Below are 26,703 nucleotides of genomic sequence, written 5' to 3' on the forward strand. Positions count from 1 at the left end.
GCGCTCAGAGTAAGCAAGAGAAAATGGCGTTTTGGCTGGCAACATCCTAGGAGTTTGGTTCGATAATAAGCATTATGAAATGCTTATTAAAACCACCCCTAAAGGATAGACCCAGGGAAAAATTGAAGCTTAACGGCGCTAAGTTTCTCTCTGACGCAGAATTATTGGCGGTACTGCTCGGTAGTGGCCTCAAGGGCAAGAGCGTCTTTAGGCTAGCTGAGGAGCTACTACCGGTCATTGACGCCCGAAATGGAGATTTGGGTCCCCAAGACCTGGTTGGCATTAAGGGAATTGGCGCGGCCAAATCGCTGCTCATCTGTGCTGCCATGGAGTTTTCTCGGCGGCGCATCCCGTCTAGGGAGCGGAAGATTCGCGCGGCGGCAGATGTTTTGCCTCTAGTGAGCTATCTCTCCGATCGGAAGCAAGAGCACTTTATGTGCATTTCCCTTAACGGTGCGCATGAGGTTATTGCCTGTAGAACAGTTACCGTCGGTCTGGTAAATCTTTGCCAAGTGCATCCCCGCGAGATCTTTGCCGATCCGCTTAAGGATCGGGCATGTTCGGTGATTGTCGCGCACAATCATCCCTCTGGGGAATTAGAGCCCAGCGAAGAGGATAAGGCGCTGACTAAGCGGCTTGCCGAGGCGGCTAACGTCTTAGGAGTGCGACTACTGGATCATATCATCTTTTCGCCAAGAGGTTTCTTGAGTTTTAAAGAGCGTGGGTTGATGTAAGTGCCGCCAGCTCGAAGGGGAGACGGCGTTCCAGCGTCGTCATCGTCGTTCGTTGTTGTCGTTGTTGTTAGTCTTCAACAGGCGCATATAGCTTAACCTCGCCGATCGACCAATCGTAGTAATTATCTGAGTTAAGCAACGCAAATCTCAAATGACTCACAATTTGAGGTTTTGGGAAATCGAGAATTACTTCACCCTGAGAACCAAAATAAGGATAACCTTTTTCAGTCCACTTAAGTGGACCAAACCAGTTAGGTTGATTAATTATTACATCATAGTTGCTGCCGTCAGTTGACCCTTCTGCAAATATTCCACGGGGAAAGTCTGTGGCGTTCAGCTTCACAGAGAGCACGACTCTTACTATTTTAACCTCTCTATCAAAATGCAACTCGAAATAATCCCCCTTGCGCTGAGGGCGTTCTGTGCTCCACCTGGTCTCATCTCGACCATCTATCGCAAGTGGCGCCAAATGATCGTTGGGACTAGACTTAACGCTAACATTAAAATCCGCTTCCTTTTTTAACCTAAAAAGGTTCTCTGGCTCCCTAGACTTACTGTTGCCAACATCAGCTACCCAACGACCTTGAGAATTAAACACGAAGCCAGATGGCGACTGTTTTACAACTTGTCGCCAGCTCAATTTGTCAGCAACTTCTAGCTGAACAAAATGATCGACACTAACAGACGACGGGCCCAACAACTTACTAAGAGCTCCAAACCGATAATCAATCGCTACGCTAAGGCCCATCACAAAAAACAAAGATGCAAGTAACAGCGCCCCTCCGGCGCGAACGACACTTGTAAGCCCAAGCAATATCGCAAACGGCAGTAGCATCCACGGCAAGCCAACTAATCCCATACCAGGAATTAGGCGACATATAACCCTAAAAGGAGTATACATTCCAAACTCTGGCGGAACCACTAACTCAAGTGCTACAAAAAAAAATAATAAGACTGAGATACTCGCAGCCGGCAAAAAAAATGGGGCATCGCTTTCCTCTCGTTTCCTCTTTGCCAGTATCCGCAAAAAAAGCATGAGAAACAAAAGCATAACAATCGCGGCGCGATAGGAATATACATAAAGCGCGCTCATCACGGATGAGTACACCAAGGGATTCGGATTCAAAAAAGGACCTATGAGCGGGCTTGGTTGATAAATAATTAGAGGCGATATCGGAGATAATCTTGCACCGGGCGGATAGTCCGGCATCTCATACACTGGGACGGCAATAATCGAAAGCATTAATGCCGCAGAGGAAAGCAAGCCGAAAGCTTTCCCCGGGAAAATAGATCCGCTTTCCATTCGCTCCGCCGTTTTGCCATCACTTCCACAGTGGACAGATAAATGACAAACAATAACTGCAAGTAGAATACCAAACGGCGATAATGCGCCTGCCGAAAAAATCCACAATAACGAAACTAACGATGCAAACAACAACGACAACAACGAGCGCTCTTTATGGAATTTTAAATAAAACACTAGCAAAAACGGAAGCCAGTGAAACTTGAGATAAAACGGATCTAGGCCCATCACAAAGACAAGACTACTAGCGACAAAGCACGCGCCAAATAACCCCGGCAATTTTCTTGCGCCCCAAAAACAATTTAGCCCAAGCAAGCCAAACGTTAGAATTGCCAGTTCGCACAATACGTAGCTCGATTGGCGCAGTCTTGGCGAAAACACCTCTAAAAACTTAACGATTAAGAGATCTAGGTATTCGCGACTAACAAAGTTCAAATCTGGATAATTGACATCGAGAACCATATTGCACACTAACGATAGCTAATGATGATGGGTGACTTTTTACTCACAGCTTCGCTCGAAACGCGAAGGCCAACAAAAGAAACCGGAGCAGTTCTTCCGCCGGCCAAATCCTCATCAAACACAGGGACCGAGAATATTTCGGCAATCTCCGGATTGTCTACGATTAACCTGGGGTAGTAGCGAAATTTTAGCACCATTTCCTCGGAATGTGGAACGACTAAGAAGCCGCGCTCGTGCGAACTGACCGCGCCATCACCGCGCAGAAAATACCCCTTAGTTCCTTCACTTGGCTCTCGAGTAAACAACCTAAACCTGCCAGTCTGCGCAACCTGCTCATAACGACTTTGCGACTTGCAATAATCCACCCATTCGCGCCTAAAAGTTACTACCGCCGTAGCGTTAATTAGATCCAAAAATTCTTCTATCCCCTCCGCCCCGCGCTTTCGGTATGTCGATGGAATTGGATCCACCGTAGTCCAGCTTGCGTGGTAGAAATCAGTCGCATACATTGGCTTTCCCGACAACATGGGCAGTGGGGCAACGTGCCCACCGTTTTGGCTTACTAAATCCGTCGCTCCTAATTCGTGCAATATAAAACCGCTAATAAAAGTTCTCCCCTCTCCACCATAGCGAGCAATCGCATCGCTAAGTTCCGCTACTTCCTTAGGAGCAAAGACAAAGCGCTCCATCGACCTATTGAGATAAACAGCACCAACAGTTAGGGGAGACATAGCTATAGCCCCAACAAGCAAGACTGCACCCATTGGTGCAAATATTCGCTTAACAAATGCTCCGCTCTTACTAAGCCCATCAAAGACAAGCAGCTTTCTCAAAAAATCCACCAGCCCAGCCCCGGCAAGAATTGCCATAAAAAAGCTTGCTGGCACTATCATGCGCCTTAGCTCTAGCTGTGGCTTCAAAAAGTCTCCAACAGTGGCAAGCACTACGAGCCAAAGCACAGTAAACGCCATGGCCCTTTGAGTTACTTTCTCCGGAAGCGCCCTAAATCCAAGAACAAAAAAAAGCAATATAATAGGATTAATTTTTAGCAAAAGCTTTCGCAGATTAGTAGCAGCACTGCTAAAAAACACATCCAAGGTCTGCATAAAAGAATTTGAGGCGTCTTGAGTTTTTGTGGCCCGATAAACGTCAGGTATGCCATGCACAGTGTCCGCAGAAACGAAACTAAAGACCTGACTCTCTCTGATGAATATTGCAATCCAAGGCAAATTTAACAGCGCAAAAAAAACCGCGAAAACGAGAATATATTTTTTTCGCGCAGGCGAAAAAGTCTCTCTAAATCGAAAAAACGCGTAAACAAAGACTGGAACAAAAATAAAAGAAGACGCGCTCCAAAGCACACATAAAGTTGATACTATTAACAACAAAACTACGTGCAGCCATTTAGTAATATTTTCTGCAAGTGCCAATCGGATGGATAACGCAACGGCTAGCGGACTTAGGCCAATCGATAAAGTAAAGCCAAGAGTACCGTACTTAAGCAGCCATTCAAAGTACGAAAGCGACGGACCAAGGGCGAGTAAAGACGCAAGAACAGACGCCTGCTTATCCATTCCCACTTGTCGCGACGCAACAAAAACACTCCATGGAACGAGAAACACAAACAAATATGGAATCAAATAAGTATACGTAACAGCCCCATTCATACTTATTAACTCACTAAAATAAATCGGCAAAAAGGAGAGAAAGAATACATTAAGCATTCCCGTTGGGAAGAATTCGCGAGCAATATATCCAAGATCCCAATCAGTATTATAAAAAGGAATCTTCGGAAAATGAGTTTTTAAAAGCTGTAATCGGTATAAAAAGCTAGGATGATCATCGCTAAAAAGTAAACGATTATCTGCGTGTTGCAAAAACAAAATGCAAATAAGTATCTGGCTAAATAACAAAGTTGGCCAGGAAAATAATCGCTCTACCCATAGCCTTTTTCCAAATCCGCCAAGAGCACATATATATATGATGAGGCCACAGAAAACTAATTCAGCTCTAACTCCTGGGCCTAAATAAAATGCATAATTTCGCCGCAGCAAATCGCTAATCAGCACGATAACTAAACCTATCGCCGAGCCAAGTGGACTAAACTGTAAGTGCCAAGATTTGCCATGTGACTGAACACTAGACGCAAATCTTGGCAATACGTAGCGACAAAAGCAGTAGATGAAAAGCGAAATGACCAAACTTACTTTCCAGGCCGATGCAGAAATTAATACTGAATCGCCTTTCTCAAACAGCCAAATTGTTTCTCCAACAAAACCCACACATCCACCGACAAGAAAAAGTGTGAATAGCAAATCGACAAACTTTTGGAGAAGCGAAATGATGCCAGCAGCGGATATTCTTAAATTCATAGGTTAGATTCTTGGGTTGGCCAAGATTGACAATCGCAATAAACGCATCTATCCTTAGCAGGAAATGGAACCTTCTACCAACAATATCTACAATAAGATAAAAGCCCTCAAAGCCCAAAAAAACGCAATTATCCTTAGCCATTATTATCAAATCCCAGAGATTCAAGACATTGCCGACTATGTTGGCGATAGCTTAGGGCTAGCACAGCAGGCTGCAAAAACCGCTGCGGACGTAATAGTTTTTGCCGGTGTTATGTTCATGGCGGAGACGGCTAAGATACTAAACCCAAAAAAACTAGTCGTTGTCCCAGACGATAAGGCAGGTTGCTCACTTGCGGATAACTGTCCAGCAGATAAATTTCGAGAGTTTATTGGTCAGCATCCCAACCACTATGTGGTTACTTACGTTAACACTAGCGCTGAGGTCAAAGCTTTAAGCGATGTATTGTGCACTAGCTCGAATGCAGAAAAGATCATTAACTCCATCCCATCAGATAAGCCTATTATTTTTGCGCCTGACCAGCATTTGGGTCGCTACCTCATAAACAAAACAAAGCGCGATATGCTCCTATGGCCAGGCTCTTGCATAGTCCACGTCATGTTTGACGAAAAGGAGCTCGTTCGCTTGCAAGCTCGGCATCCCAGCGCAAAAATCATAGCTCACCCAGAATGTCAAAAGCCCATTCTCGACCATGCCGATCACATAGGGTCTACGTCTTCACTACTGAACTTTGTAAAGTCTTGTGATGCTAAAGAGTTCATAGTGGCTACTGAAAGTGGCATAATTCATCAAATGCAAAAGAGCTGTCCGGACAAGACTTTTTACTCGGCTCCGATTGACAAGGAGTGTTCCTGCAGCGAGTGCCCATTTATGCGGCTCAATACATTGGAGAATTTATATGCCTGTTTGCGAGACGAAAAACCAGAAGTTACTGTTCCAGAAGAAATTCGACTAAGAGCGCTAGTACCTCTGGAACGCATGCTAGAACTTAGTTAAATAGCTCATTTTGATTGAAACTCCCAATTTATTTAGATAACAACGCCACTACCCAGTTGGATCCGAAAGTACTGCAAGCAATGCAGCCAGTACTTACAACTCATTTCGGCAACCCATCGAGCACAAGCCACGCGTTTGGCTGGTATGCCGCCGAACTAGTTTCTATTGCTAGGGAGCAAGTAGCTGCGCTACTCAACTCTGCTAGTGAAGAAGTTATTTTTACTAGCTCGGCGTCAGAATCGAACAACATGGCTATAAAGGGAGTCGCGTTTGAGTATCTAAAATCGTCTCCTAAAGAAAAACCCCACATCCTGTCTGTAGCTACGGAACATCCATCAACTCTCGACGCTTTAGATGCCTTGGCTAAATTTGGCATGAATGTAACTATCCTAAGAGTAAACTCCGATGGGTCTTTAGACATTGACAGTTTTAAAAAAAACCTAAGACCTAACACAGTGTTTGCGTCAGCAATGCTTGCCAACAACGAAATCGGCACAATACACGATATAGCAAAGCTCGCTCGCATCGCGCGCCACAACAATAGCCTTTTTCACTGCGACGCAACTCAGGCCATAGGCAAGATACCTGTAGATGTGCAAGCACTGGGAGTAGATATGTTGTCGTTGTCCGGACATAAATTTCATGCCCCAAAGGGAATCGGGGCATTGTATATTCGCAATCGAAGTCCAAGGATTGCCTTGGAGCCATTAATTCATGGCGGATTACACGAATGCGGACGCAGAGGCTCTACGCTTAACGTAAGCGGCATAGTTGGACTAGGAAAGGCTTGCGAAATTGCAAAAGCTAGCCTTTCGGAGAACTCATCTCATCTACAGCGGCTAACTGAAACATTTTTGACATACTTAAGCGCAAACTTGAGTGATTTTTCTATAAACGGGCCTTTAGAAAAAAGACTTCCAGGCAATATATCGTTGACCTTTAAGGGAGTTGAAAACTCACTATTGTTAGGAAAAATTAGTTCACAAATTGCCATTTCGCCTAGCTCGGCTTGCGTTTCAGAATCCGGGAAATATTCACATGTATTGCTCGCCCTTGGCTTAAATTACGAAAACGTGCGTTCAAGCGTTAGGCTTGGCTTTAGTAAATTTAACAGCGAAGGGGACGCAAGTATTGCAGCCGATATCATCGCACAGGCCGTAAAAGAGCTCCGCAGCCTAAAATCAGGAAATCTAGGCAGCAATTAATTATATAGAGATGTAGGGAAACTCTGGTTTCCCTATGCACCCTTAAAAATATTTGTTTATGCCATTTACAAAAAGGATTTTTGGAAACGGTATACATTTGTTTTTTTAAGTGAACTGAGCTAGACTGCGTTTTCTGGCGATTGGGATACGTGCGAGTGGGAGCGCAAACCCGGTCAGGTGCGAGAGCAAGCAGCCGTAGCGAATTTCTGACTGCGTTGCGTTTACCCAGTCGCCTTTAATAGTTACCGTTTCTAGTTCTCAGCTTTGCTTACGCACTTGCCAATAAACAAGAAATACCGTTTTTTTACGGCATTGCTCAGTAGAATATGTCTTATCTAGTAATAGCTAGAAAATTTAGGCCTCAATCCTTTTCCTCGATTACCGGCCAAGAGCACGTGACTAAGGCACTTGCCAATGCCATAGCTCGAAAGCGAATTCCACATGCCCTTCTCTTTACTGGCCCGCGCGGTGTTGGAAAAACAAGTTGTGCGCGGGTTTTTGCCAAGGCGTTAAATTGCCAAAATTCGCAAGTCGATAAGATCACTCCGGATCTTGAGCCGACGCAAGCTCGCAAATTAGTAGAGCCATGTGGCGAATGCGTTAACTGTTACGAGATTGCTAAGTCTACTAGTCTTGCAGTGCGCGAAATCGATGGGGCTTCAAATAACAGCGTGGATAACGTGCGCGAGATTATAGAATCGCTGAGAACCATGCCTCCAAGTGGTTCTAATTACAAAATCTATATTATTGACGAGGTTCACATGCTTTCTACGCAGGCATTCAACGCCTTGCTAAAAAGCTTAGAGGAGCCTCCACCAGATACAATTTTTATTTTTGCAACCACTGAGCCTCATAAAATACCAGAAACGGTTATTTCCCGCTGCCAGCGGCACGACTTTCGGGCGATACCAGAGGATTTGATATTTAACGAGTTAAAGCAAATTTTACTTAAAGAGGGCACTCACTTAGCTGATGAGATAACCGACCTTATTGCAAGGAAAGCCCATGGCAGCATGCGCGATGCTCAATCACTGCTAGAGAGGTTACTTGCCTTTTCTTCAGATGATATAGACTTGCCAACCGCAAGACAGCTATTTGGCGCTATTGATGTCGAACTGTTCTTTCAAATCTCGGCGTCTGTATTTGCACAAGACGCCTCAGGTTGCTTTGAACATTTGGATCAAGCTTTTTCTGAAAGTATCGACATCCGAGCTTTTGTAGCTGAATTTCTTTCCCATTGGCGAAATCTTTTGGTGCTTAAAAACGCTTCCCTCGGAAAGAAAAAAATGTCTAGCCGAACTCTATGCAAACTTCTCGGCACAAGCGAGGCAGAGCTACAAAGGCTACAGTTGCAAGTCGAGAACGTGTCTAATTTTGATTTGCAGCGCGTCTTTGATGTAGCAGAAGCTGCCGCAAATAGGGCTCTAAGTAGCGACTGTCCACGTTTCGCGCTCGAGTCTGCTTTAGCAAAGATGGCGAGTCTTCCATCGCTTAAACCTTTACCAGAGCTACTAGCTCGCCTAGAAGAACTGGAAAAATTGTCGCTAGCGTCAGACCGCGTGCAAAATAGAAGCGTGGCACAAGCAAGAGCAATCGGCAAAGACAGCGAACCTCGAGGCATGACCTCTGCGTTGCATCCTTCTGATATTGCTGAAGCCCACGAGCAAAGTGCGCCGCTTGAGGGCGACCATAACGAAACACCGATGGATTTGAAACCGAGTCGCGAATTTAGCCCCTCATGGGAAGCTTTTGTTGCCCATGTTCAAGCTCGTTCAGAAGTGGTATTAGCGGCGCACCTTAGGCGGGTATCAGCGGATGTTTTTCGCCAAGGCGAGCTATTGATTAGAGCTGGGAAATTTGACTTCGAGTCTCTAAACACAGCAGAATCTCGGGCTGCGATAACGAGATGCCTTCTAAGCTATTCGGGCTGCGAAAAATGGAAAATTTCTTTTGAACAGCAGGCGTTGCCAACAAAAGCAAGTGCTGAAACTAAAGCTAAGCGCAGCAGTAATATAGTAGAGGGATCTATTGTTCATAGGGATCTAGAAAAGCAGCAAGAGGAAATCACGAAAATTGACGCTGAGGCACGCGAGCACCCAATGGTAAAAGTGGCCCTTTCTACATTTACTGGCAGCAAAATCGACAAGGTATCTATATTAAAGTAATTAGGTTTATACCATTTGCAAAAAGGATTTTTGTAAATGGTATAAACAGCAAGTGCGTAAGCACTTGCCAATAAACAACAAATACCGTTTCCAAAAAGTAAAATATTTAACTTACTTTTTGGAAACGGTATAAGCGTTATCAGGCTAAGGCGTTCGACATCTAAAATCAGGAGGCTAGAAAAAAATGAATTTTCCAGGCAATTTGCAAGAGATGCTCCAAAAAGCACAACAGCTCCAGGGCGATATTGCAAAGATGCAAGAAGAAGCTGCTAAACAAGAGGTTGAAGCAAGCGCAGGTGGTGGCATGGTAACGGTTAAAGTTAACGGGAAACACGAAATTGTCTCGCTAAAAATCGACCCCTCGGTAGTTAATCCAAATGACATTGAAATGCTTCAGGATTTAATAACTGCTGCAGTTAATTCAGCTTCCAGACAAGCAAAGGACATTTTAAAAAATCAGCTTTCTAAATTGACGGGCGGAATACCCATACCTGGATTTAATATGTAGCTTAAGACTCTCCGTTATTGCTTTGATATAAACTCTGAAGCCATGCATAGGCATCATTTTTATCCACCGACAATGAGAGCTCTCATCAATGAGTTTTCCAAACTGCCATCGATTGGCGAAAAAAGCGCAACGCGTTTAGCCTATCATCTGTTAACGAGCAGCGATACTTCTGCCAAAAGCCTTGCGCTTGCTATCACTAAGGCAAAGGAACAAATTACTCTTTGTGAAATTTGCTTTGCTTTATCAGAATCCTCTACGTGTTCTATCTGTAGCGATTCGCAGCGCCATCAGCAAATAATCTGCGTGGTCGAAAAGCCAGCCGATATAATAGCCCTTGAGCGCAGTGGTAGATATGGAGGTCTGTACCATGTTCTTCACGGTCTTTGGTCTCCACTAAAAGGAGTTTCTCCAGAAAAAACAAAAATTGGGAATTTACTACAGCGCGTGCGCAACTCGTTTGACGATTCAACAGCAAAGGTGACTGTTCAAGAAGTCATTTTAGCAACTAGCACCACCGTTGAAGGAGATGCTACAGCCCTTTACATTGCAAAATCGCTCTCTAGCTTTAATTTAAACATTACCCGCATAGCTCAAGGGCTACCAAAGGGCGGCGAATTAGAATACGCAGATGAGCTTACTCTAAGCCACGCCATCGATGGGCGATCGAAGCTAAAATAATACCTCAACGAGAAGTAATGAGCTCGACTATATTGCCTGTGGGATCGGACAAATAAGTGCCCATGCTTCCATCGCTGCGTTTGCGCAGTTCGCCAAATTCCGCAGCATTGCTGCGGATGAATGCTAAGTGATTGGGCTCTTGACTAGGTAGCGTTAATGCTACTTTAATGTTAGAAAATTCTAGCAACGCAAATGTTTTTGTCTGCAAGCACGGTTTGCAGGCAAAACTCGTGCAATACCATTGAACAGATTTTTCTATATCGGCAACTTGTATCGTTACGTGATCTACTTGATCTAATTTTTCCGAGCAGTTTTCTTTAATCATCGCCCCACCTTTTCTACATCTCCCAACACCTCGTCTTCTGTACCAATAGCTGCGTTCTGCTCTATTCGCTTATTCCTTATCTCAAACCCCGCATCGATATTTTGCACCGCATCTAGTCCATGCTTAACATCACTAGAAGTGCGGCCATCCACTACTACATCTAAAGTCCTATCAATAACCCTGCGAACTTCGTTGTCGCGAGGATTCCTGCTTCTCCTTCGTTGCCTAACTTCCTCATACCGAGATTTCCAGGGAGGCGGTGACATTTCACTGTCCAACTGCCCTTCAAAAAAGCCGCCCTTAACATCGAGATTCTCCTGCCCCAGCACCATAAACGGGAACGAGAAGAATGCGATAAATGACAGAGACTTGATTAATATTCGCCTAATCACAACATACTAATTGTTATTATACGACATGCCCCCAAGATGTATGAGGCACGCATCAAGTAGTGGCCTCATCGACTTCAGCAAAGATCCCGTGTTTTACTCGCTCGTAATGATTTCTCCATTTTAAGGATCTATGCAGCACTTTGCTAGCATATTGCCGCACCGAAGACGGAATACTATGGACATTTTTTCCCACTTTGTCGACATTGCCTGGACCCCAGTTATAAGCAGCCAGCGCCATATAGCGATTGCCACGATATTGTTCTTCAAGCTTCTTAACATACTCTATGCCGAGCGAGATATTGGTTTCAGGATCGGTTAAGACTGGATAACTTCTTTTACCGGTAATTTGCCTAGACACCTCATGCGCAGTGTTTGGTAAAAGCTGCATCAAGCCCATCGCACCGGCTTTTGAACGCACCCTGGGTAAAAAACTACTCTCTACTGAAATTATCGCTGCAACATAAAAGGGATCTACTCGCCGTAAAGTGCTCTGCTCAACTATATGTTTAGCAATATGTGGGCTTTGAGTTACTCTTCGACCATAGGAACTAATGAGATCCGAAATATAAGCTATCTTTTTTAAATGCTCCCGATCGTAGCCCCCAAAACGTTTAAAATCGCGCACATCGTACGATGCATAATAGCGCTCATTTCGCATGAAAAAATCTGGCCTGTTAACTCCATAAGCCTTAGCCAGGTTTAGCTCCGAGTAATAACTACTACCATTGCGAAAAAACTCGGACACAAGACTAAAACCAAACACGCCAACGAACACAAACCCTAAAATGGGCTTTCTTAGCGAAAAAACTATCTGCCACACCGTAAGGAAAACCGGCGGCCTCAGTTGTCTTATAAGTTCTGTTGGTAAATAATCACCAAAATTGCTTTTTCTCATAGAAAATTCCGCATTAGGAGTATAACCAGCACATCTTCCGTTTTACGAAACACATCCACGATAAATAGCCTGCTGAAACTAGCTTCCTTCTGTCACTCTACAATCTACATTTGTATAGTATAGCACGAATCGCTTGCGATTTGTCACATTTGCCATTTTTTTTATCTCAGTTTACACTTAGCCGAGTAATTTCATGAACGTAAGCAAGCATTTTAGTTATACCATTTAGAAAAAGGATTTTTGTAAATGGTATAAACAGCAAGTGCGTAAGCACTTGCCAATAAACAACAAATACCGTTTCCAAAAAGTAAAATATTTAACTTACTTTTTGGAAACGGTATAATATTTTTTGCAGTAATTACAACTCATAAAGTGAGCATTCAATCGAAGGGATTTGATATTTTGGTTATTGGAGCGGGGCACGCTGGGATAGAGGCGTCGTTAATGTCTGCACGCTTAGGCGCGAACGTCGGACTGATAACTTTTAGCAAACGAAATGTCGGTCAAATGTCCTGCAACCCGGCAATTGGAGGCATTGGGAAGGGGCATCTCGTTAAAGAGGTCGATGCGCTATTTGGCGAGATGGGAAGATTGATTGATGCCGCTGGCATTCAGTTTAGAATTCTAAATAACTCAAAAGGCCCAGCTGTGCGCTCTTCCCGCGCCCAAGCAGACAAGCTGCTCTATCATCAACGCGCGCTTGCGAGAATAGAAAGTGTTCCGAATATTACAATCATAGAAGCTGAGGCTTGCGACATTAAACTTCGGGGCGATTCTGTCTGTGGCATAGTTACCGATGCTGGAACTTTTATTCCCGCTAGAGCGCTAATATTAACTACCGGAACTTTTCTGGGAGGCTTGATGCACGTCGGAGCTGAACAGTTTAGGGGCGGGCGGATTAATGAACCAGCAAGTGATCGACTTAGCCAAGCTATTAAAAGCCTTGGTCTAAAGATGAATCGCTTAAAAACTGGCACTCCTCCACGCCTGTCGGCTTCGAGTATTGACGTATCAATTCTTGCTGCGCAACCAGGGGACAGTCCGCCGAAACCTTTTTCTTATCGCACTCGTTCAATTGAGCAGCCACAAATATGTTGTTGGCTTACACAAACAAATGAGCGCACGCATGAAATCATATATGACAACATTGCGCACTCTCCGTTGTTTAATGGCCAAATAAATTCAATAGGGCCGCGTTACTGTCCTTCTATTGAGGACAAAGTTTATCGCTTTAGGGACAAGTCGTCCCATCACATTTTTGTTGAGCCAGAAGGTTATAAATCGGATTCCATCTACCCGAATGGAATTTCAACGAGTTTGCCGCGAATCGTTCAGGAGCAAATTGTTCGCTCGATTAAGGGATTCGAGAATGCGAAATTTTTGCGCTATGGCTATGCCGTAGAGTACGATCACGTCGATCCTCAACAGCTCGAGCGAACTTTAGCCCCCAAAGATTTAAAGGGCCTGTACTTGGCGGGACAGATAAATGGAACCACTGGATACGAAGAGGCTGCTGCACAGGGTTTGGTCGCGGGCATTAATGCCGCGATGTATGTGATGGGAAGAGAACCCTTAGTTCTTGGACGCGATCAGGCATATATAGGCGTAATGATTGACGATTTAGTGTCTCGTGGCGCACCCGAACCTTATCGCATGTTTACATCGCGCTCTGAATATCGCTTGTCCCTTAGAGAAGACAATGCAGACTCTCGTTTAACCCCGATAGCTCGACGACTTGGCCTAGTAGGCGATAGCGATTGGAAGCGTTTTACTGAAAAACAAGAAAGAATTGAAAGGGAAAGAGGAAGACTGGAAACTACATTTGTTGCGCCGGACGAAAGGACTAATATGTGGTTAACAGAACTGGAGACTGCTACCTTGTTAGATCGGATTTCACTGGCTTCTCTTCTGCGTCGACCAGAAATAGGATACTTGGATGTAGTTAGCCAATTCAGCCCAAGCTTTGAACTGAGGGAAGATGAGTGGCGAAAACTCGAAACGGAAATAAAATTTGCGGGCTACTTAGCTAGGGAAGAAGCTGAGCGGGCAAAACTAAAAAAAATGGAGGCGGTAAAAATTCCAGCTCACTTTGATTATAAAAGCCTAACTACCTTGAGCACGGAAATTCGCGAGCGTTTGTCTACAGTCAAACCAGCTACGCTAGGACAAGCCTCACATGTCTACGGCGTTACTCCGGCGGCACTTTCCATCATTGCCGTTCATCTCAAGCGCAGCGAGAGACAGAGCTCTGCGGCAGCAACTTTAAACGGATAGTGGGCGATGAGCTCTGATATTGCTAGTATCGTAGGCGATTTGTACGGCCGTTTGTGTTGCGAACTTAGAGAGGATGACTCATTTCTAGCCAAAGACTCTGATAGCAAACTGCCGGATCTCGTTATTTCAGACTTAGTGACTTATATTGAGCTACTCGAAGGGTGGAGTGCGAAAATGGACTTAATTTCGCCTTGCACTACTACTCAGCTGATTGAGCGCCATGTAATTGATTCGCTCGCCATGTGCAAGATGTGGAGGATTATAGCTAGTGGGCTACAACTTGAGTCGGGTTTGTGCATTGATATTGGTAGCGGAGCCGGACTTCCGGGAATTGTCTTTGCTATATTATATCGAAGTCAACGAGTGGTTCTATGCGAACCGCGCAAAAAACGCTCTCACTTCCTGCTAGAAGTAAGGCGGAAGCTAAACCTCGAAAATGTAGAAATTGCAAATTATGAGATGCGGGCGCTTGTCGATTTTTTTCGTGGAAAAGCTAATCTAGTTACAAGCCGCGCACTAGGACAGGAGAAACTATTCCTAACAACTGCTGCCGCGCTTCTAACCGCAAACGGACATGTAATTCAGATGGTAGGGCCAAATTGGAAGTGCGCTCACACAGCGAATGAACTACTATCATTAGGACTAAGTTTTAAAGCTACGGAGCATTACAGACTGCCCATTACCGGGGCAGCGCACGCGCTAGCAATTTGTACACGCTCCCAACCTACAATACTGGCTGGCTCTTAAGCTCCTCCAATATAGCTTCTTGCAAACCCGATTTCTGCACTGTGATTAGTTCGTACATGTAATCTATCTCATCGACGCGCATATTAGCGGTATATATAGTAACGCTTAGTACTAAGTCGTAGTTTACTAAACTTATCTTTGCACCGATTAAAGTATCCGCAGCAATAAGAGCCGCCGCTAATACATTACAGCAGTCTCGAATGGGAACAGTCATGATATTGATTCCCATATATAGAGTAGTCTCTGGAGGCCGATTTATTCCCTCTAAACTAATTTCAAGTTCTTCATCGTCCCCTAGAGCAATTGACCAACTTGCTATTTCTGTAGTGCGCTGCTGCAAGCATTCGGCTGGATCGAAGCCCCTGCGAATCATAAACTCTTCAACCAAACGGGCTGGATCTTTACCTCCTGTTATTTTTCGTATTCTCGCAGGAGTTATCCTCTTGACCTTTGTCATCGTCCTCATGTTGCCTTACCTCTGCTTCTCTCAGAAACTAACTCTAGCTAAACTAACTCTAAAGTATCAAGCACTATCACAAGATGCTCCAGATTAATATTGATAATTACCTATCGTATTAATCAAGATAATTCTTTTTCGATCAAATCGATCACCTTATCCCCCCATTGAAAACTCAATGCCTTGGCTCGTTCGTGCGATAGCTCTTTTATTCGTTCCAGTTTGTATTTTCGGCCAGCTATAGAATCGAGCAGCTCGGCAAAATTCCCCACATGTTTCGCGTCGTAAAGTAACTCATCGTAGATGAGGATCTCGCGCATTTCGGGCGTATCGGGTGCAAGTATAGGCACCCCCGCACCTAGTGCCTCTAGCATCGCGTTAGAAGTCCCCTCATATCTCGATGTGACAATAAAAACATCGCAACCAGCGATTATGTCTATTGGATCCTCCAACCAGCCAGTTAGAATAATTCTATCCAGTTGTCCATAGCCCGCAGCGATCGCTAATATTTTTGGCTTTTGATCCCCATCGCCGCAAATAATAAGCACCGGTTTTTCGCTGGCCGTAGCACCAAGAACTCTAATGATGTAATCGATATTTTTTTGAACGTTAAGCTCCCCGCTAACTGCTAAAAATATGGATTTCTCTGGCAAGTGACACCTTCTCGCCAATTCTCGCTTGCGATTGCTAAAACCGCCTAGCCAGAGTTTCCAGCTCTTGTCGTCTACTCTCTCCTGCCAAACACTATAACCGCTAGCTGCTCGCGCATCTCGTTTCACAGGGCCTGGGGATATTTGTTGTTCAAATGCTTCTCGGGCAGATACTCCGATATCTGCCAAGTCACCATTTTTGCCAAAAGTATCGACATTGTTTGTTTTAGATATTGGTTTTGACGAACTGGCATTCTTCCTAGAATTTTCTATCAGAGCCTTGGGATAAACGATCGCATTCGGCAAAGTCACGACGCGCTCTGCTTTTATAAAAGGCTCATCTATTAGCCTTTTTCTAATCAACTCAGAAACAACTACAACTTTTCTCGCACTAAGAACCCCAAAAAAATCCACCAAATTGCCGAGGCCGCGCAAAAATACCGAGCGATATGTAATCGATCGCAGTTCCCAAGGTACTGAGCGCAAAAAAAGCACTATTGGTGTTCTAGAGAAAAAACAACCCAGTTTTGCTAGCAAACTATAAAAGGCACTAAAAACCAGAACGGCAGTAAACTTCTCCGCTATCAGTATGCGCAATAGAGCTATAGGAAAAACAATGCTTACACAAAGCCAAAACCAAACCCCCTCAAACAGCTTCACAGGTAAATGAACGACATGAGGAACAAGCTTTTCATGCTTTTTCAATGCTAATGGTTGAGCAGATAAGTAATGAACCTCGTAGCCATTCTCGAGCAAAGCCTCTACGAGTATAGATAGGCGTTTAAATATTCCTCCACGGACCTGGTGCGTAATAATAGTTATTACTTTCATATTTTATTAAGATAACGGCGTGAGCTAAATTTGTTCCGATATTTCCTTTTGAGAATGTGCATTCCCACTTATAAACAAAAAGATTTAGACCATTTTTACCCAAAGTAGTATCTTAAAAAAGTGGACATAATATTCATAACCATTTTTGGACTTGCCATTGGTAGTTTCCTTAATGTTTGCATTTGGCGGGTTCCGCGCAAATTGTCGGTCGTCAGTCCAGCGCGCTCTTTTTGTCCCAAATGCAACCGCGCTATATCCTGGAAGGATAATATCCCCTTACTTGGGTGGTTATTGCTGCGCGGCAAGTGTCGCCATTGCGAAAAGCCAATATCGAGCCGCTACCCATTGGTGGAAGTGATATCTGCTTTTCTGGCAGTGGCTAGCTATATTGTCTTTGGCGCAACACCAACTGCGATTGTAATCTACGCACTCGGAGCCTCTTTGGTAGTAATTAGTTTTATAGATTTTGACTTTAAAATTATCCCTAATGTCATTAGCCTGCCTGGAATTGTTATTGGCCTTGCGATAGGTGTCATTTCGCAATTCAGTGGCATATTTGACGCTCCTGTATCAACCGGTGCTTTGGACTCGTTAATCGGGATGTTAGCTGGTGGTGGATTTTTCTACATAGTGGGCGAGGTGTATTATTTAATAACTAAGCGCAATGGTTTAGGAGGCGGAGATATTAAGTTGCTGGGGATGACTGGTGCAATACTAGGATGGAAATCAGTTGCTCCAACTATTTTTGTCGGGTCATTGCTTGGAGCCATTCTAGGCATTGGTCTAATGATATTTAGGGGCGGAGGTCGACAACTAGAAATTCCCTTTGGCCCGTGGCTGTCTGCCGGAGTTTTAGTATATATATTTGGCGATTTGCCGTTTTTTAGAGTCTAATGAAGTCTGCTGTACCTGCTCATTCCGATTTAAGTGTTAAAAAAAACATTCTCATTATTGAAGAAAGTTCCGACATTTTTTCGGCCATTAAACCGCTTGTTGCTACACAAGGCTACGCGGTTAGCAGAGCTAAGAACCCCGAATCTGCCATAAAGGCGCTGTCAGAAAACTCTTTTGACGCAATCGTATGGGATCTAAACCCTCAAGATACTGAAACATTAGCTTCGTTTGTGCGGTTAAAAAACGACTTAGAAACTTCTCCTATAATTTTAGTTTCGAGCAGTGACGATGAGCACTGTCACTTACAAGCCATTAGAAATGGCGCCGATGATTGTATCGCAAAGCCATTAGACAACAGTAAACTTCTAACGACCATTGCGAAGTCGCTAGCAAGGCACGCACACAAAACTGCGCCGTCAAGCCTGGCGCAGGATGGGCAAGATTTCAATTTTCGGAATATCGTGGCAAAAAGCAAAATAATGCTCGATATCTTTGAGACTATAAGAAAGATCGCCGACTATCGCACAACTATTATGATTTACGGCGAGTCTGGAACTGGCAAGGAGTTAATCGCAAAAGCAATCCACTACAACTCCTCGCGAAGGAACAAGCGATTTATCGCCATAAATTGCGGGGCGATTCCAGAAAATCTTTTGGAGTCGGAACTGTTTGGTCACAAGCGCGGCGCCTTTACGGACGCAACTAGGAATAAGAAGGGATTGTTTGAGGAAGCTGATGGCGGAACAATTCTACTTGACGAAATCGGAGAGTTACCTCTCCACTTACAGGTCAAGTTATTGAGAGTGCTTCAAGAAAGCCAGATACGGAGAGTTGGCGATGAGGAGCTCATTTCAATAGATGTCAGAGTTATTGCAGCGACGTTAAGAGATTTAGAGCAAGATGTTTTGGAAGGGCGTTTTAGAGATGATTTGTATTATCGCTTGAACGTAATTTCCATACATGTTCCACCGCTTCGCGAACGGCGGGAGGACATAGCAGTGCTAGTAAATCATTTCATCAAGAAGCACAAGAACAAGCTGCATCTCTCGGTAAATGGAATTACCGCTGATGCGATGTCGGTGCTTATGAAGCACAGCTGGCCGGGCAATATTAGGGAACTAGAAAATTGCATTGAACGCGCGATGATTTTAACTAACTGCGAAGACATTACAGTCGATAGTCTTCCAAATTCTGTCAAGGAAGCCGATAGCGCTATTTTCCCATTGCAAGCCACAGACCCTGAGGAACTTTCTATCAAGGTTCATTCGCGAATTATTGAAGAATCGCTAATTAGAAAGGCTTTAAAAAAGACCAGAGGAAATCGCACTCGAGCGGCCAAGCTGCTTGAGATTAGCCATCGCACCTTACTCTATAAACTCAAGGAATTTAACTTGGATGATTTAGAGGAGCAAAAATCCTAGTAACGATAAGATGAACTGCCACGATTTAAAAGTTTTTAAGAAAACTTTTACTGCGACTATGCTTGCATTACTTTTGGTTTTCGGTCTTCTGCCGCGTTGTGCTTACGGAGATCCTATTTATACTTGGAAAGACGAAAACGGCAGAGTGGTATTTGGAACCAAGCCGCCTTCAGATGCAGCGACGGAAGCAAATCTTCCGGAAATAAATCGCGAAGATTTAGAGCTTAAAATCGAGAAATTGAAGAAAAACCTGCCTCCCAATTGCATAAAGCACGGTGGTGTGGACTGTTCTAAGGGTGCTGATGGCGATGGTAGCGTTATATGTTTAGATGGCTACAAAAACGCCATCTTGCCATTTCGCTTTAAGTGCAGGACTGCCAGTTTAGCAGTTAGCCGCATCGAAATCGAAGTGCCGAATGCTGCGAGTCAATCGGAATCCATGAATAACCTACAGTTAGTTTTAAGAAACTTGGCTGATGTGGCCGCTGAAGATGTACAAGTTGAATTTATCATTTCAAAGCGCAGTAAAATTCGAGCCAATGGCCCTAGCAGAGTTGAACCTTTCGGCATTGCAGATTATATTCTCCCCTTGACTGATGGAGCTAAGCAGCTATCGCCTTTAACTATTGGCGACATCGAATTTAAAGCTCGCTGTGCTAATTGTTCTTCGACGATAAGAAAAAGGATTAAAGATGTTAAATCAGATTAGAGATATACTTCTAGCCGAAGCAAAGGTAATTTCCTCGCTTCCGATTGACAAATCTGCGGTGAAGGCAGTGGAGGCGATGCTTAGTTGCAAGGGCAAGGTTTTTGTAACTGGCATAGGAAAAGCTGGCTATGTTGCACGAAAAACCGCATCGACGTTTTCGACTACCGGTACGCCATCGGTATATTTACACCCGGGAGATGCTTCGCATGGCGACGTTGGAGTTATTACCAAGAATGACATTTTGCTAGCATTTTCAAACAGCGGGAAAACTCGTGAGATTTTAGAAACTGTTCATTTCAGTAGATACCTCGGAGTAGAAGCCGTAATAACAGTGACCTCTTCTAAAGACTCTCCGCTCGGCCAGGAAAGTGACATAGTAATTGAACTTGGTCACATCGAGGAGCCTTGCCCCTTGGGTCTCACGCCAACTGCGAGCACAACCGCTATGATAGCAATTGCCGATGCCCTAGCACTAACCGCCATGAAGCACCGCGGATTCACAAAATCCGACTTTGCCGCCCGGCACCACGGTGGCTATTTAGGTAAGAAGCTAAGAGAAGAAAATGAAGATACCTAACCCACGATTATTCACAGTATTTTTGTCAAAACCGTGAAAAAACTCTCTTTTGACACAGTCGCTACCTTAAGTATTAAGCGAACGTGGTTTTTTCTGGCAAACTGTGGCAATCGTGATATACCGTTTCTAAAAAGTAGGGGAATATGTCGAAAAAAGTTTGGTTGATTCTATTGAGCGCCATGCTGCTAGGCGGCTGCGGTGGAGAGAAAAATAATGTCGTCAAATTGGCCGTTGTCTCACCGCTAACTGGAGACGTGGCGGCAATGGGTCAGGGCATGAAGCGGGGCGTGGACATGGCGGTGGACGAGGCAAATGCTGCTAAGGTGCTTGGGGATAAGACCATCGTAATGGAGGCGTTCGATGACCGGGCCGATCCAAAGGAAGCGGTCAATGCAGCCAACCGAATTATCTCGGATAGGCGAATCCTCGGCGTTATCGGCCATCTCAACAGCGGGTGCTCAATTCCAGCCAGTCAGATATACGCCAAACGCAATTTGGTGATGATCTCCCCGGCTTCTACCAACCCCAAGCTTACTTTGCAGGGTTTAAAAAACGTGTTTCGCGTCTGCACCACAGACGATGTGCAAGGCTCGCAGGCCGCGGATTTTGCAGTCCAGACGTTGAACGCCAAGCGGATGGCAGTAATCCACGATAAAACCGCCTATGGCCAGGGGCTCGCTGAGAATTTCCAAAAACGGGCTCAAGAATTGCAAGCCGAGGTCACAGGGTTTGACGGCATCGACATTGGAGACAAGGATTTTAAAGCTCTGCTAACCGCTATTAAGACCAAGCAACCTGAGCTTATCTATTTTGGCGGCATGTACACCGAGGGCGGCCTGCTTACTAAGCAGGCTAAGGAGCTCGGCCTAAACATGCCACTGCTTGCTGGAGACGGCAGCTACACGCCGGAATATATAAAAATCGGCGGCAAGTCCTCGGAAGGCGATTACGTTACCACCATGGGCGTTAATCCGGAAGACCTCCCCCTGGCCAAGGGTTTTCTGGAGAGATTCAAGGTTCGCTATCCGGGAGTGGACATGCAGCCGTACGATCTCTATTCCTATGAAGCAGCGAATCTGCTAATCGCGGCCCTGGCTGAGGCTAAACTAGATCCCACTAAAATTCCAGCCACCGTCGCGGGCATAAATTATGCTGGAATTTTGGGCACCACCAAGTTTGACCAGAACGGCGATACCTTGAATAAGACCATTAGCATTTACCAAGTCAAGGACGGCAAATACGCGTTTGTAAAGTAAGGGCGCGATTAGCGCACGGCAACTCCGGAGAAAAACCCATGCTCCTACAGCAACTTGCCAATGGCCTGACTCTTGGCAGTATCTATGCGCTGTTCGCACTAGGGTATACAATGGTCTACGGCGTATTGCTGATGATAAACTTTGCCCATAGTGAAATTTTCATGGTGGGCGCCTATTGCGGCCTCGGCATTTTAAGCCACCTCGCTCTGGGAAACTCAGCGTCCCTGCTGTTTGTTGTTATTTCGGCTGCACTCCTGGCCGCCGGCCTGCTCGCGGTGTTGGTCGAACGCGTGGCTTACCGACCACTGAGGCACGCGCCGCGGCTGGCCCCGCTAATCAGCGCCATCGGCATTTCAATTTTCCTGCAAAATGCCGTCATGCTCGGCATCAGCGCCCAATCACTGCCGTATCCGGAAAAAATCACCGTCACCCAACTCCAACTCGGGGGAGCAACGGTCAATTCACTACAAATTCTTATCTTCTCCCTGGCCATCGGCCTGATGCTGCTGCTTAACCTGTTTCTGCGCAGAACCAAACTGGGTAAGGCCATGCAGGCGATTGCCCAGAACCATACCGTCTCACAGTTGATGGGAATCAATGTCAATGCCATTATTGCTCTGACTTTTTTCATCGGCGGCGGTTTGGGCGGAGTGGCCGGCGCACTCAACGGATTTTATTACGGCAGCATCAAATACAACATGGGTTTTTTTCCGGGAATTAAAGCTTTCACGGCAGCAGTGCTGGGCGGGATCGGCAATATCCATGGCGCTATGCTGGGCGGATTCATACTCGGCATTCTGGAGGTCTTTGCAGCTGGATACATATCCTCAGAATACAAGGACGCCATTGCCTTTCTGGTGCTAATCGTGGTGCTAATCTTCCGGCCGGGTGGCCTCCTCGGAGAACAGATAACGGAAAAAATATGAAGCCGATCCGCTGGCCCGTCGCGGCCATTAGCCTTGGTTTTTTTCTGCTGCTCATACTCCCGCTGCTGCTCGGTCCAGACAACTCTTACGTGCTCTATATAGCAAGCCTTATCGGCATTTACGCACTGCTCTGCCTGGGGCTCAACATCACCATCGGCTATATCGGCCTGTTGGATCTGGGTTTCATGGCGTTTTATGCCATCGGCGCCTACTTGGCAGCACTTCTTAGCATACGCGGAGTCTCTTTCTGGCTAATCCTACCAATCTGCGCGCTGGCCGGCGGCCTGCTGCGCTACCTACTTGGACGACCCATTCTAAAACTGCGCGGCGATTACCTAGCGATCGTAACACTCGCTTTCGGCGAGATCACTCGCCTCGTTGCCAATAATGCCGTAGCTATCACCAATGGCCCCAAGGGGCTGCCACGGGTCGGCGAGAAGATGAGCGAGGTTAGCCTGCTCGGCGTGGTTTTTAATGACACCATCCATTACTATTATTTAATTCTCGCCATGGTGGCGTTTACAGCGGTTATCAGTTATCGTCTGGAGCACTCGCGTATGGGACGCGCCTTTGTCGCTATCCGCGAAGACGAGCTAGCGGCAGAACTATCCGGGATCAACGTGGCACGTGTAAAATCCGTAGCCTTTGTGATAAGCGGCATGTTCGGCGCACTGGCTGGAGCTATATATGTGCACTGGATCGGATTCGTCTCGCCCGAGATGTTCACCTTCTGGGAATCGGTCTTTTTGGTCGCAATGATAGTGGTGGGCGGTATGGGCAACCTGACGGGTGTGGGACTGGGAGTGGTGCTCCTGGTCGGAATGCCGGAAGTCCTGCGTTCTACCTTGGGAACGCAGTTCGTGGATTTCCGCATGCTGGTATTTGGCTTAGTGATGGTGGTGGTAATTATCTTCCGACCACAGGGATTAATTCCGTCCAGGCGCCGCTTATTGGAGTTGCATACGCCTAAAAATTAATGAGGCCATGGCAGAGCTGCTAAACATCGAGCAAGTCACCAAGCGCTTCGGCGGACTGGAAGCCGTCTCAGGCGTCAGTCTGCAACTTGCGCTATGCGAAGTGCTTGGGCTCATAGGACCTAATGGCGCGGGAAAGTCAACGCTGTTTAACCTGATTACAGGTGTCTATGCGCCGGACGAAGGCAGAATTGTTTTCCGCAACCGGATGCTCAATCATCTTCCGCCGCATAAGGTAGTGGGAATCGGGATCGCCCGCACATTCCAAAACATTCGGCTGTTTGCCAACATGACAGCACTTGAAAATGTAATGGTGGGACGACACTGTCGCACCCGCGCCGAGCTGGCGGGGGCACTGTTACGCACTCCTGGCTTTCGGCAAGAGGAACGCGAAATTCGCGAGCAGGCGCGCGCGCTGCTAGACCGTGTCGGACTGTTAGAGCATGGCAATGAGCTAGCTAAAAACCTCTCCTACGGCGACCAACGACGATTGGAGATAGCCCGAGCTCTAGCAACAGATCCGGCTTTGCTACTGCTAGACGAGCCGACGGCCGGCATGAACCCCAGGGAAAGCGCAGGCTTGGTCTCGCTTATTCAGACCATCCGCCAACAGGAAGTGGCGATAATCATTATCGAACACCAGATGGAGGTTGTGATGAACCTCTCGGATCGGGTAATAGTTCTGGATTACGGCAAAAAAATCTGCGAGGGCACGCCGGCAACGGTGCAAAAAGACCCACGGGTTATGGAGGCGTACCTTGGCACCTGAATCTTTGCTGCAATTGGAAAATCTGTCGGTATCCTATGGACAGATCGTCGCTCTACATGGAGTGTCTCTGCATATAGACGCCGGCGAGATCGTAGCTATTTTAGGAGCAAATGGCGCGGGAAAGTCAACGCTCATCAACGCAGTTTCCGGCGTTGTGCCAATCCGCGGCGGCCGGGTGCTTTTTCAGAACCGAGAACTGCAACAACTGCCAGCATGGCAAATCGCACGCCAAGGAGTGATTCAGATTCCGGAAGGCCGAAAGGTGTTTCCGAAAATGACCGTGCTGGAAAATCTGGAGCTCGGAGCCTTTCCGACCAAGAACCGAACGGTAGTGCGAACTCGACTTGAGGAAATGTTTGACCGCTTTCCCTTATTGGCAGAACGACGTCAGCAGCTTGCCGGCACTCTCTCCGGCGGAGAGCAGCAGATGCTGGCTATAGGCCGCGGGCTAATGGCTAATCCGCAGTTGCTGCTGTTTGACGAGCCGTCAATGGGTCTCTCTCCGGTCATGGTAGAAAAGGTTTTTAAGATCATCAATGATATAAATCGACAAGGCATAACCGTGCTACTGGTAGAGCAAAACGCCAACAAATCGCTCCGGATCGCAAATCGGGCTTATGTTTTGGAAACGGGGAAAATCGTGCTATCCGACACCAGCGCCAATCTACTCGAAAACGATGAGGTAAAAAAGGCCTACCTGGGAGTCTAGCCTATCGCTGACCCATTGCCCCCATGGAGTTCATGTTTAACTTCATGCCGTTTGGCATAATAACATCCCCTGGTTTTTGATCCGCCTCACACTCTCCTAACCAACGTGCCGACAACGTCATCTTTTGCTCAGACATTCCAGCCATGGGCGGCTCGAATTTGGTAACGATCTCGCCACTGTAATTTGACGAAAAGTCCCCTGAGAAAACTGTCTTTGAAATCATCCGAGTGCCATTTGCATTGCAATCCGATTCAGCGACAAAATTAGCCCCTCGCTTGCCAAATTCGTTCTTCGTACACCCCATCCCCTCGCTCATACTCTTTCCCGCATTCATCATAGCGGCATCCGTTGCAGCATCTATGCAATGCTTCATCTTATTACCACCTCCAGGCATACCCGGCATGGAAGTCTCAATCTCCCACAATCCTGGCTTCCTGCTGGGATAGTCTTCAGCAACAGCACCAAGGGGCAAAACCAAAAACAATGCAAATGCAATTTTCCTCATAAAAACTCTTAACTCTAAAACTGCGTTAATAAAAACGGTTAATAAAATAAACACAGTCACTATATAACATATAAGTTTGATCGAGACAGCCCAATTCATACCAACTCAATGTCTACTATTACCGGCAAATGATCTGAGGCAATTCTCGTTAGCTCATTGTGCGGCACGAAACTATCAATTACCTTAATGCCCTCACTCACAAAGATATGATCGATGCGGCAAACCGGCCACTGAACATGCCAGGTATTGGAACCATTGCCAACCGACAGCGGATAGCGCTCTAACGAACTCGAGTCCTCTTCTCCACTGTGCGCATCCACAAGCACTTCCTTAAACATTCTACACACCTTCGACCGCGGCGTGGCATTAAAATCTCCACATACTACGATTGGCCCTATACATTTTGGGTTTTTTACCCATCCTTTCCCCAGTAAACTTTCCGCCTGCAACTCCCGTTCTTTGCGCTCCAACCCCATATGGGTATTGATTACCTGCAACTTAACTCCATTTCCAACATCAACTTCAACCCACAAAGCACCCCTGGGTTCTACATCCGCTCTCTTCACCTGTCGCGGCAATACGCCTGCCTTCTGAAGACTCATTGCGTACCTGCTTAAAATCGCATCGCCATAGCGCTCCTCCTTAACATGCATAGCAGGAGAAAAGTGAAATACCATCTCGAGCTCATTAGCTATTGCCCGAGCCTGATCTAGGTGTTCAGAACGAGCTCTCCCGACATCGATTTCCTGTAACGCTATAATATCCGGTGAAAATCTCTCGATAACCTTAGCAATCCTAGCAGGCGAAAGCTTCCCATCCATGCCTACGCACGAATGAACGTTATAAGTCATTACTCGAATAACGCGATTATTTCTCTTGCGCACTCGCCACACATCGCTAGTCGCCTCATCGACTGGCACTCCATGTAAATACCTATAGGCCTCCTTATATAGATCGCTAAATTTTAA

At 45.9% G+C, this 26,703-nt stretch carries 26 protein-coding genes and 1 other RNA gene; 18 read left to right on the plus strand and 9 right to left on the minus strand.

The genetic code is table 11. The features are described 5' to 3' along the window. Positions 1–74 precede the first annotated feature (74 nt). Entirely contained in the window at positions 75–734 is a 660-nt protein-coding gene (gene radC / locus IT291_07190) for a DNA repair protein RadC (protein ID MCC6221007.1), read from the plus strand. A 67-nt stretch (positions 735–801) separates the two neighbouring features. Here the strand turns inward: radC and IT291_07195 are convergent, their stop codons facing one another. Next, positions 802–2,499 (minus strand): discoidin domain-containing protein, encoded by a 1,698-nt coding sequence (locus IT291_07195; GenBank protein MCC6221008.1) that lies wholly within the window; start codon positions 2,497–2,499, stop codon positions 802–804. Positions 2,500–2,507: 8 nt separating this feature from the next. Further along, the gene (locus tag IT291_07200; GenBank protein MCC6221009.1) at positions 2,508–4,871 is read right to left on the minus strand and encodes a hypothetical protein; all 2,364 of its coding nucleotides are present in this window, start codon (positions 4,869–4,871) and stop codon (positions 2,508–2,510) included. A 64-nt stretch (positions 4,872–4,935) separates the two neighbouring features. On the opposite strand from IT291_07200, the gene nadA reads away from it, so the two are divergent. From nadA to recR, 6 genes are all read left to right on the plus strand, one after another. Then, positions 4,936–5,868 carry a quinolinate synthase NadA gene (gene nadA / locus IT291_07205; protein MCC6221010.1) on the plus strand — a complete coding sequence of 311 codons (933 nt, stop codon included), beginning with the start codon at positions 4,936–4,938 and terminating at the stop codon, positions 5,866–5,868. Positions 5,869–5,882: 14 nt separating this feature from the next. Next, on the plus strand, positions 5,883–7,073 hold the full coding sequence (locus IT291_07210; protein MCC6221011.1) for a cysteine desulfurase: 1,191 nt from the start codon (positions 5,883–5,885) through the stop codon (positions 7,071–7,073). Between the two features lie 138 nt (positions 7,074–7,211). Continuing rightward, positions 7,212–7,307: signal recognition particle sRNA small type (gene ffs / locus IT291_07215), an RNA gene on the plus strand. 92 nt (positions 7,308–7,399) lie between these two features. Beyond that, the gene (gene dnaX / locus IT291_07220) at positions 7,400–9,238 is read left to right on the plus strand and encodes a DNA polymerase III subunit gamma/tau (GenBank protein MCC6221012.1); all 1,839 of its coding nucleotides are present in this window, start codon (positions 7,400–7,402) and stop codon (positions 9,236–9,238) included. Positions 9,239–9,422: 184 nt separating this feature from the next. Then, complete coding sequence (locus IT291_07225) at positions 9,423–9,746, plus strand: YbaB/EbfC family nucleoid-associated protein (protein ID MCC6221013.1); 324 nt, start codon at positions 9,423–9,425, stop codon at positions 9,744–9,746. A gap of 42 nt (positions 9,747–9,788) precedes the next feature. After that, the gene (gene recR, locus IT291_07230) at positions 9,789–10,424 is read left to right on the plus strand and encodes a recombination protein RecR (protein MCC6221014.1); all 636 of its coding nucleotides are present in this window, start codon (positions 9,789–9,791) and stop codon (positions 10,422–10,424) included. A 4-nt stretch (positions 10,425–10,428) separates the two neighbouring features. Here the strand turns inward: recR and IT291_07235 are convergent, their stop codons facing one another. From IT291_07235 to IT291_07245, 3 genes are read right to left on the minus strand one after another with little or no spacing between them, the layout of a single operon-like run. Then, complete coding sequence (locus tag IT291_07235; GenBank protein MCC6221015.1) at positions 10,429–10,749, minus strand: VOC family protein; 321 nt, start codon at positions 10,747–10,749, stop codon at positions 10,429–10,431. Then, complete coding sequence (locus tag IT291_07240) at positions 10,746–11,141, minus strand: hypothetical protein (protein MCC6221016.1); 396 nt, start codon at positions 11,139–11,141, stop codon at positions 10,746–10,748. Before IT291_07240 ends, IT291_07235 begins: the two co-directional genes overlap by 4 nt. 52 nt (positions 11,142–11,193) lie before the next feature. Further along, on the minus strand, positions 11,194–12,036 hold the full coding sequence (locus tag IT291_07245) for a lytic transglycosylase domain-containing protein (GenBank protein MCC6221017.1): 843 nt from the start codon (positions 12,034–12,036) through the stop codon (positions 11,194–11,196). Positions 12,037–12,414: 378 nt separating this feature from the next. Here IT291_07245 and mnmG point away from each other — a divergent pair, with 378 nt between their 5' ends. Both mnmG and rsmG read left to right on the plus strand, forming a co-directional pair. Further along, complete coding sequence (gene mnmG, locus IT291_07250; GenBank protein MCC6221018.1) at positions 12,415–14,310, plus strand: tRNA uridine-5-carboxymethylaminomethyl(34) synthesis enzyme MnmG; 1,896 nt, start codon at positions 12,415–12,417, stop codon at positions 14,308–14,310. A gap of 6 nt (positions 14,311–14,316) precedes the next feature. Further along, entirely contained in the window at positions 14,317–15,057 is a 741-nt protein-coding gene (gene rsmG / locus IT291_07255; protein MCC6221019.1) for a 16S rRNA (guanine(527)-N(7))-methyltransferase RsmG, read from the plus strand. On the opposite strand, the gene IT291_07260 is transcribed toward rsmG, so the two are convergent. Together IT291_07260 and IT291_07265 are read right to left on the minus strand one after the other, a co-directional pair. After that, on the minus strand, positions 15,035–15,514 hold the full coding sequence (locus IT291_07260) for a hypothetical protein (GenBank protein MCC6221020.1): 480 nt from the start codon (positions 15,512–15,514) through the stop codon (positions 15,035–15,037). The genes rsmG and IT291_07260 overlap by 23 nt on opposite strands. Before the next feature lie 122 nt (positions 15,515–15,636). Continuing rightward, a complete protein-coding gene (locus IT291_07265; protein ID MCC6221021.1) occupies positions 15,637–16,995 on the minus strand; it encodes a glycosyltransferase in 1,359 nt (452 codons plus the stop codon). Between the two features lie 120 nt (positions 16,996–17,115). On the opposite strand from IT291_07265, the gene IT291_07270 reads away from it, so the two are divergent. From IT291_07270 to IT291_07310, 9 genes are all read left to right on the plus strand, one after another. Next, positions 17,116–17,889, plus strand: a complete 774-nt coding sequence (locus IT291_07270) for a prepilin peptidase (GenBank protein MCC6221022.1) — start codon at positions 17,116–17,118, stop codon at positions 17,887–17,889. Then, positions 17,889–19,310: a sigma-54-dependent Fis family transcriptional regulator gene (locus IT291_07275; GenBank protein MCC6221023.1), complete on the plus strand. Its 1,422-nt coding sequence runs from the start codon at positions 17,889–17,891 to the stop codon at positions 19,308–19,310. Before IT291_07270 ends, IT291_07275 begins: the two co-directional genes overlap by 1 nt. 58 nt (positions 19,311–19,368) lie before the next feature. Continuing rightward, complete coding sequence (locus IT291_07280; GenBank protein ID MCC6221024.1) at positions 19,369–20,019, plus strand: DUF4124 domain-containing protein; 651 nt, start codon at positions 19,369–19,371, stop codon at positions 20,017–20,019. After that, positions 20,003–20,596: an SIS domain-containing protein gene (locus IT291_07285; GenBank protein MCC6221025.1), complete on the plus strand. Its 594-nt coding sequence runs from the start codon at positions 20,003–20,005 to the stop codon at positions 20,594–20,596. The genes IT291_07280 and IT291_07285 overlap by 17 nt, the downstream gene beginning before the upstream one ends. Positions 20,597–20,739: 143 nt before the next feature. Beyond that, on the plus strand, positions 20,740–21,852 hold the full coding sequence (locus IT291_07290) for a branched-chain amino acid ABC transporter substrate-binding protein (protein MCC6221026.1): 1,113 nt from the start codon (positions 20,740–20,742) through the stop codon (positions 21,850–21,852). Between the two features lie 38 nt (positions 21,853–21,890). Further along, complete coding sequence (locus tag IT291_07295; GenBank protein MCC6221027.1) at positions 21,891–22,778, plus strand: branched-chain amino acid ABC transporter permease; 888 nt, start codon at positions 21,891–21,893, stop codon at positions 22,776–22,778. Next, on the plus strand, positions 22,775–23,755 hold the full coding sequence (locus IT291_07300; protein MCC6221028.1) for a branched-chain amino acid ABC transporter permease: 981 nt from the start codon (positions 22,775–22,777) through the stop codon (positions 23,753–23,755). Before IT291_07295 ends, IT291_07300 begins: the two co-directional genes overlap by 4 nt. 7 nt (positions 23,756–23,762) lie before the next feature. Further along, entirely contained in the window at positions 23,763–24,521 is a 759-nt protein-coding gene (locus IT291_07305; protein MCC6221029.1) for an ABC transporter ATP-binding protein, read from the plus strand. A 4-nt stretch (positions 24,522–24,525) separates the two neighbouring features. Then, entirely contained in the window at positions 24,526–25,230 is a 705-nt protein-coding gene (locus tag IT291_07310; protein MCC6221030.1) for an ABC transporter ATP-binding protein, read from the plus strand. Between the two features lies 1 nt (position 25,231). Here the strand turns inward: IT291_07310 and IT291_07315 are convergent, their stop codons facing one another. Both IT291_07315 and IT291_07320 read right to left on the minus strand, forming a co-directional pair. Further along, positions 25,232–25,735 carry a DUF3617 family protein gene (locus IT291_07315; GenBank protein ID MCC6221031.1) on the minus strand — a complete coding sequence of 168 codons (504 nt, stop codon included), beginning with the start codon at positions 25,733–25,735 and terminating at the stop codon, positions 25,232–25,234. Between the two features lie 95 nt (positions 25,736–25,830). Continuing rightward, positions 25,831–26,586, minus strand: coding sequence for an endonuclease/exonuclease/phosphatase family protein (locus IT291_07320; GenBank protein MCC6221032.1), 756 nt, complete (start codon positions 26,584–26,586; stop codon positions 25,831–25,833). Positions 26,587–26,703 lie beyond the last annotated feature (117 nt).

It is taken from the genome of Deltaproteobacteria bacterium (genome assembly GCA_020845775.1).
Taxonomy (GTDB): domain Bacteria; phylum Bdellovibrionota_C; class UBA2361; order SZUA-149; family JADLFC01; genus JADLFC01.

Bases quoted from the DNA above. Each gene is read 5' to 3' on its own strand.
- dnaX (MCC6221012.1), top strand. From the start codon at position 7,400: ATGTCTTATCTAGTAATAGCTAGAAAATTTAGGCCTCAATCCTTTTCC.
- IT291_07285 (MCC6221025.1), top strand. From the start codon at position 20,003: ATGTTAAATCAGATTAGAGATATACTTCTAGCCGAAGCAAAGGTAATT.
- recR (MCC6221014.1), top strand. From the start codon at position 9,789: ATGCATAGGCATCATTTTTATCCACCGACAATGAGAGCTCTCATCAAT.
- IT291_07315 (MCC6221031.1), bottom strand. From the start codon at position 25,735: ATGAGGAAAATTGCATTTGCATTGTTTTTGGTTTTGCCCCTTGGTGCT.
- IT291_07300 (MCC6221028.1), top strand. From the start codon at position 22,775: ATGAAGCCGATCCGCTGGCCCGTCGCGGCCATTAGCCTTGGTTTTTTT.
- IT291_07305 (MCC6221029.1), top strand. From the start codon at position 23,763: ATGGCAGAGCTGCTAAACATCGAGCAAGTCACCAAGCGCTTCGGCGGA.
- IT291_07290 (MCC6221026.1), top strand. From the start codon at position 20,740: ATGTCGAAAAAAGTTTGGTTGATTCTATTGAGCGCCATGCTGCTAGGC.
- IT291_07295 (MCC6221027.1), top strand. From the start codon at position 21,891: ATGCTCCTACAGCAACTTGCCAATGGCCTGACTCTTGGCAGTATCTAT.
- IT291_07320 (MCC6221032.1), bottom strand. From the start codon at position 26,586: ATGACTTATAACGTTCATTCGTGCGTAGGCATGGATGGGAAGCTTTCG.
- IT291_07275 (MCC6221023.1), top strand. From the start codon at position 17,889: ATGAAGTCTGCTGTACCTGCTCATTCCGATTTAAGTGTTAAAAAAAAC.
- IT291_07280 (MCC6221024.1), top strand. From the start codon at position 19,369: ATGCTTGCATTACTTTTGGTTTTCGGTCTTCTGCCGCGTTGTGCTTAC.
- IT291_07200 (MCC6221009.1), bottom strand. From the start codon at position 4,871: ATGAATTTAAGAATATCCGCTGCTGGCATCATTTCGCTTCTCCAAAAG.
- IT291_07225 (MCC6221013.1), top strand. From the start codon at position 9,423: ATGAATTTTCCAGGCAATTTGCAAGAGATGCTCCAAAAAGCACAACAG.
- IT291_07265 (MCC6221021.1), bottom strand. From the start codon at position 16,995: ATGAAAGTAATAACTATTATTACGCACCAGGTCCGTGGAGGAATATTT.
- IT291_07195 (MCC6221008.1), bottom strand. From the start codon at position 2,499: ATGGTTCTCGATGTCAATTATCCAGATTTGAACTTTGTTAGTCGCGAA.
- IT291_07245 (MCC6221017.1), bottom strand. From the start codon at position 12,036: ATGAGAAAAAGCAATTTTGGTGATTATTTACCAACAGAACTTATAAGA.
- IT291_07260 (MCC6221020.1), bottom strand. From the start codon at position 15,514: ATGACAAAGGTCAAGAGGATAACTCCTGCGAGAATACGAAAAATAACA.
- IT291_07235 (MCC6221015.1), bottom strand. From the start codon at position 10,749: ATGATTAAAGAAAACTGCTCGGAAAAATTAGATCAAGTAGATCACGTA.
- rsmG (MCC6221019.1), top strand. From the start codon at position 14,317: ATGAGCTCTGATATTGCTAGTATCGTAGGCGATTTGTACGGCCGTTTG.
- radC (MCC6221007.1), top strand. From the start codon at position 75: ATGAAATGCTTATTAAAACCACCCCTAAAGGATAGACCCAGGGAAAAA.
- nadA (MCC6221010.1), top strand. From the start codon at position 4,936: ATGGAACCTTCTACCAACAATATCTACAATAAGATAAAAGCCCTCAAA.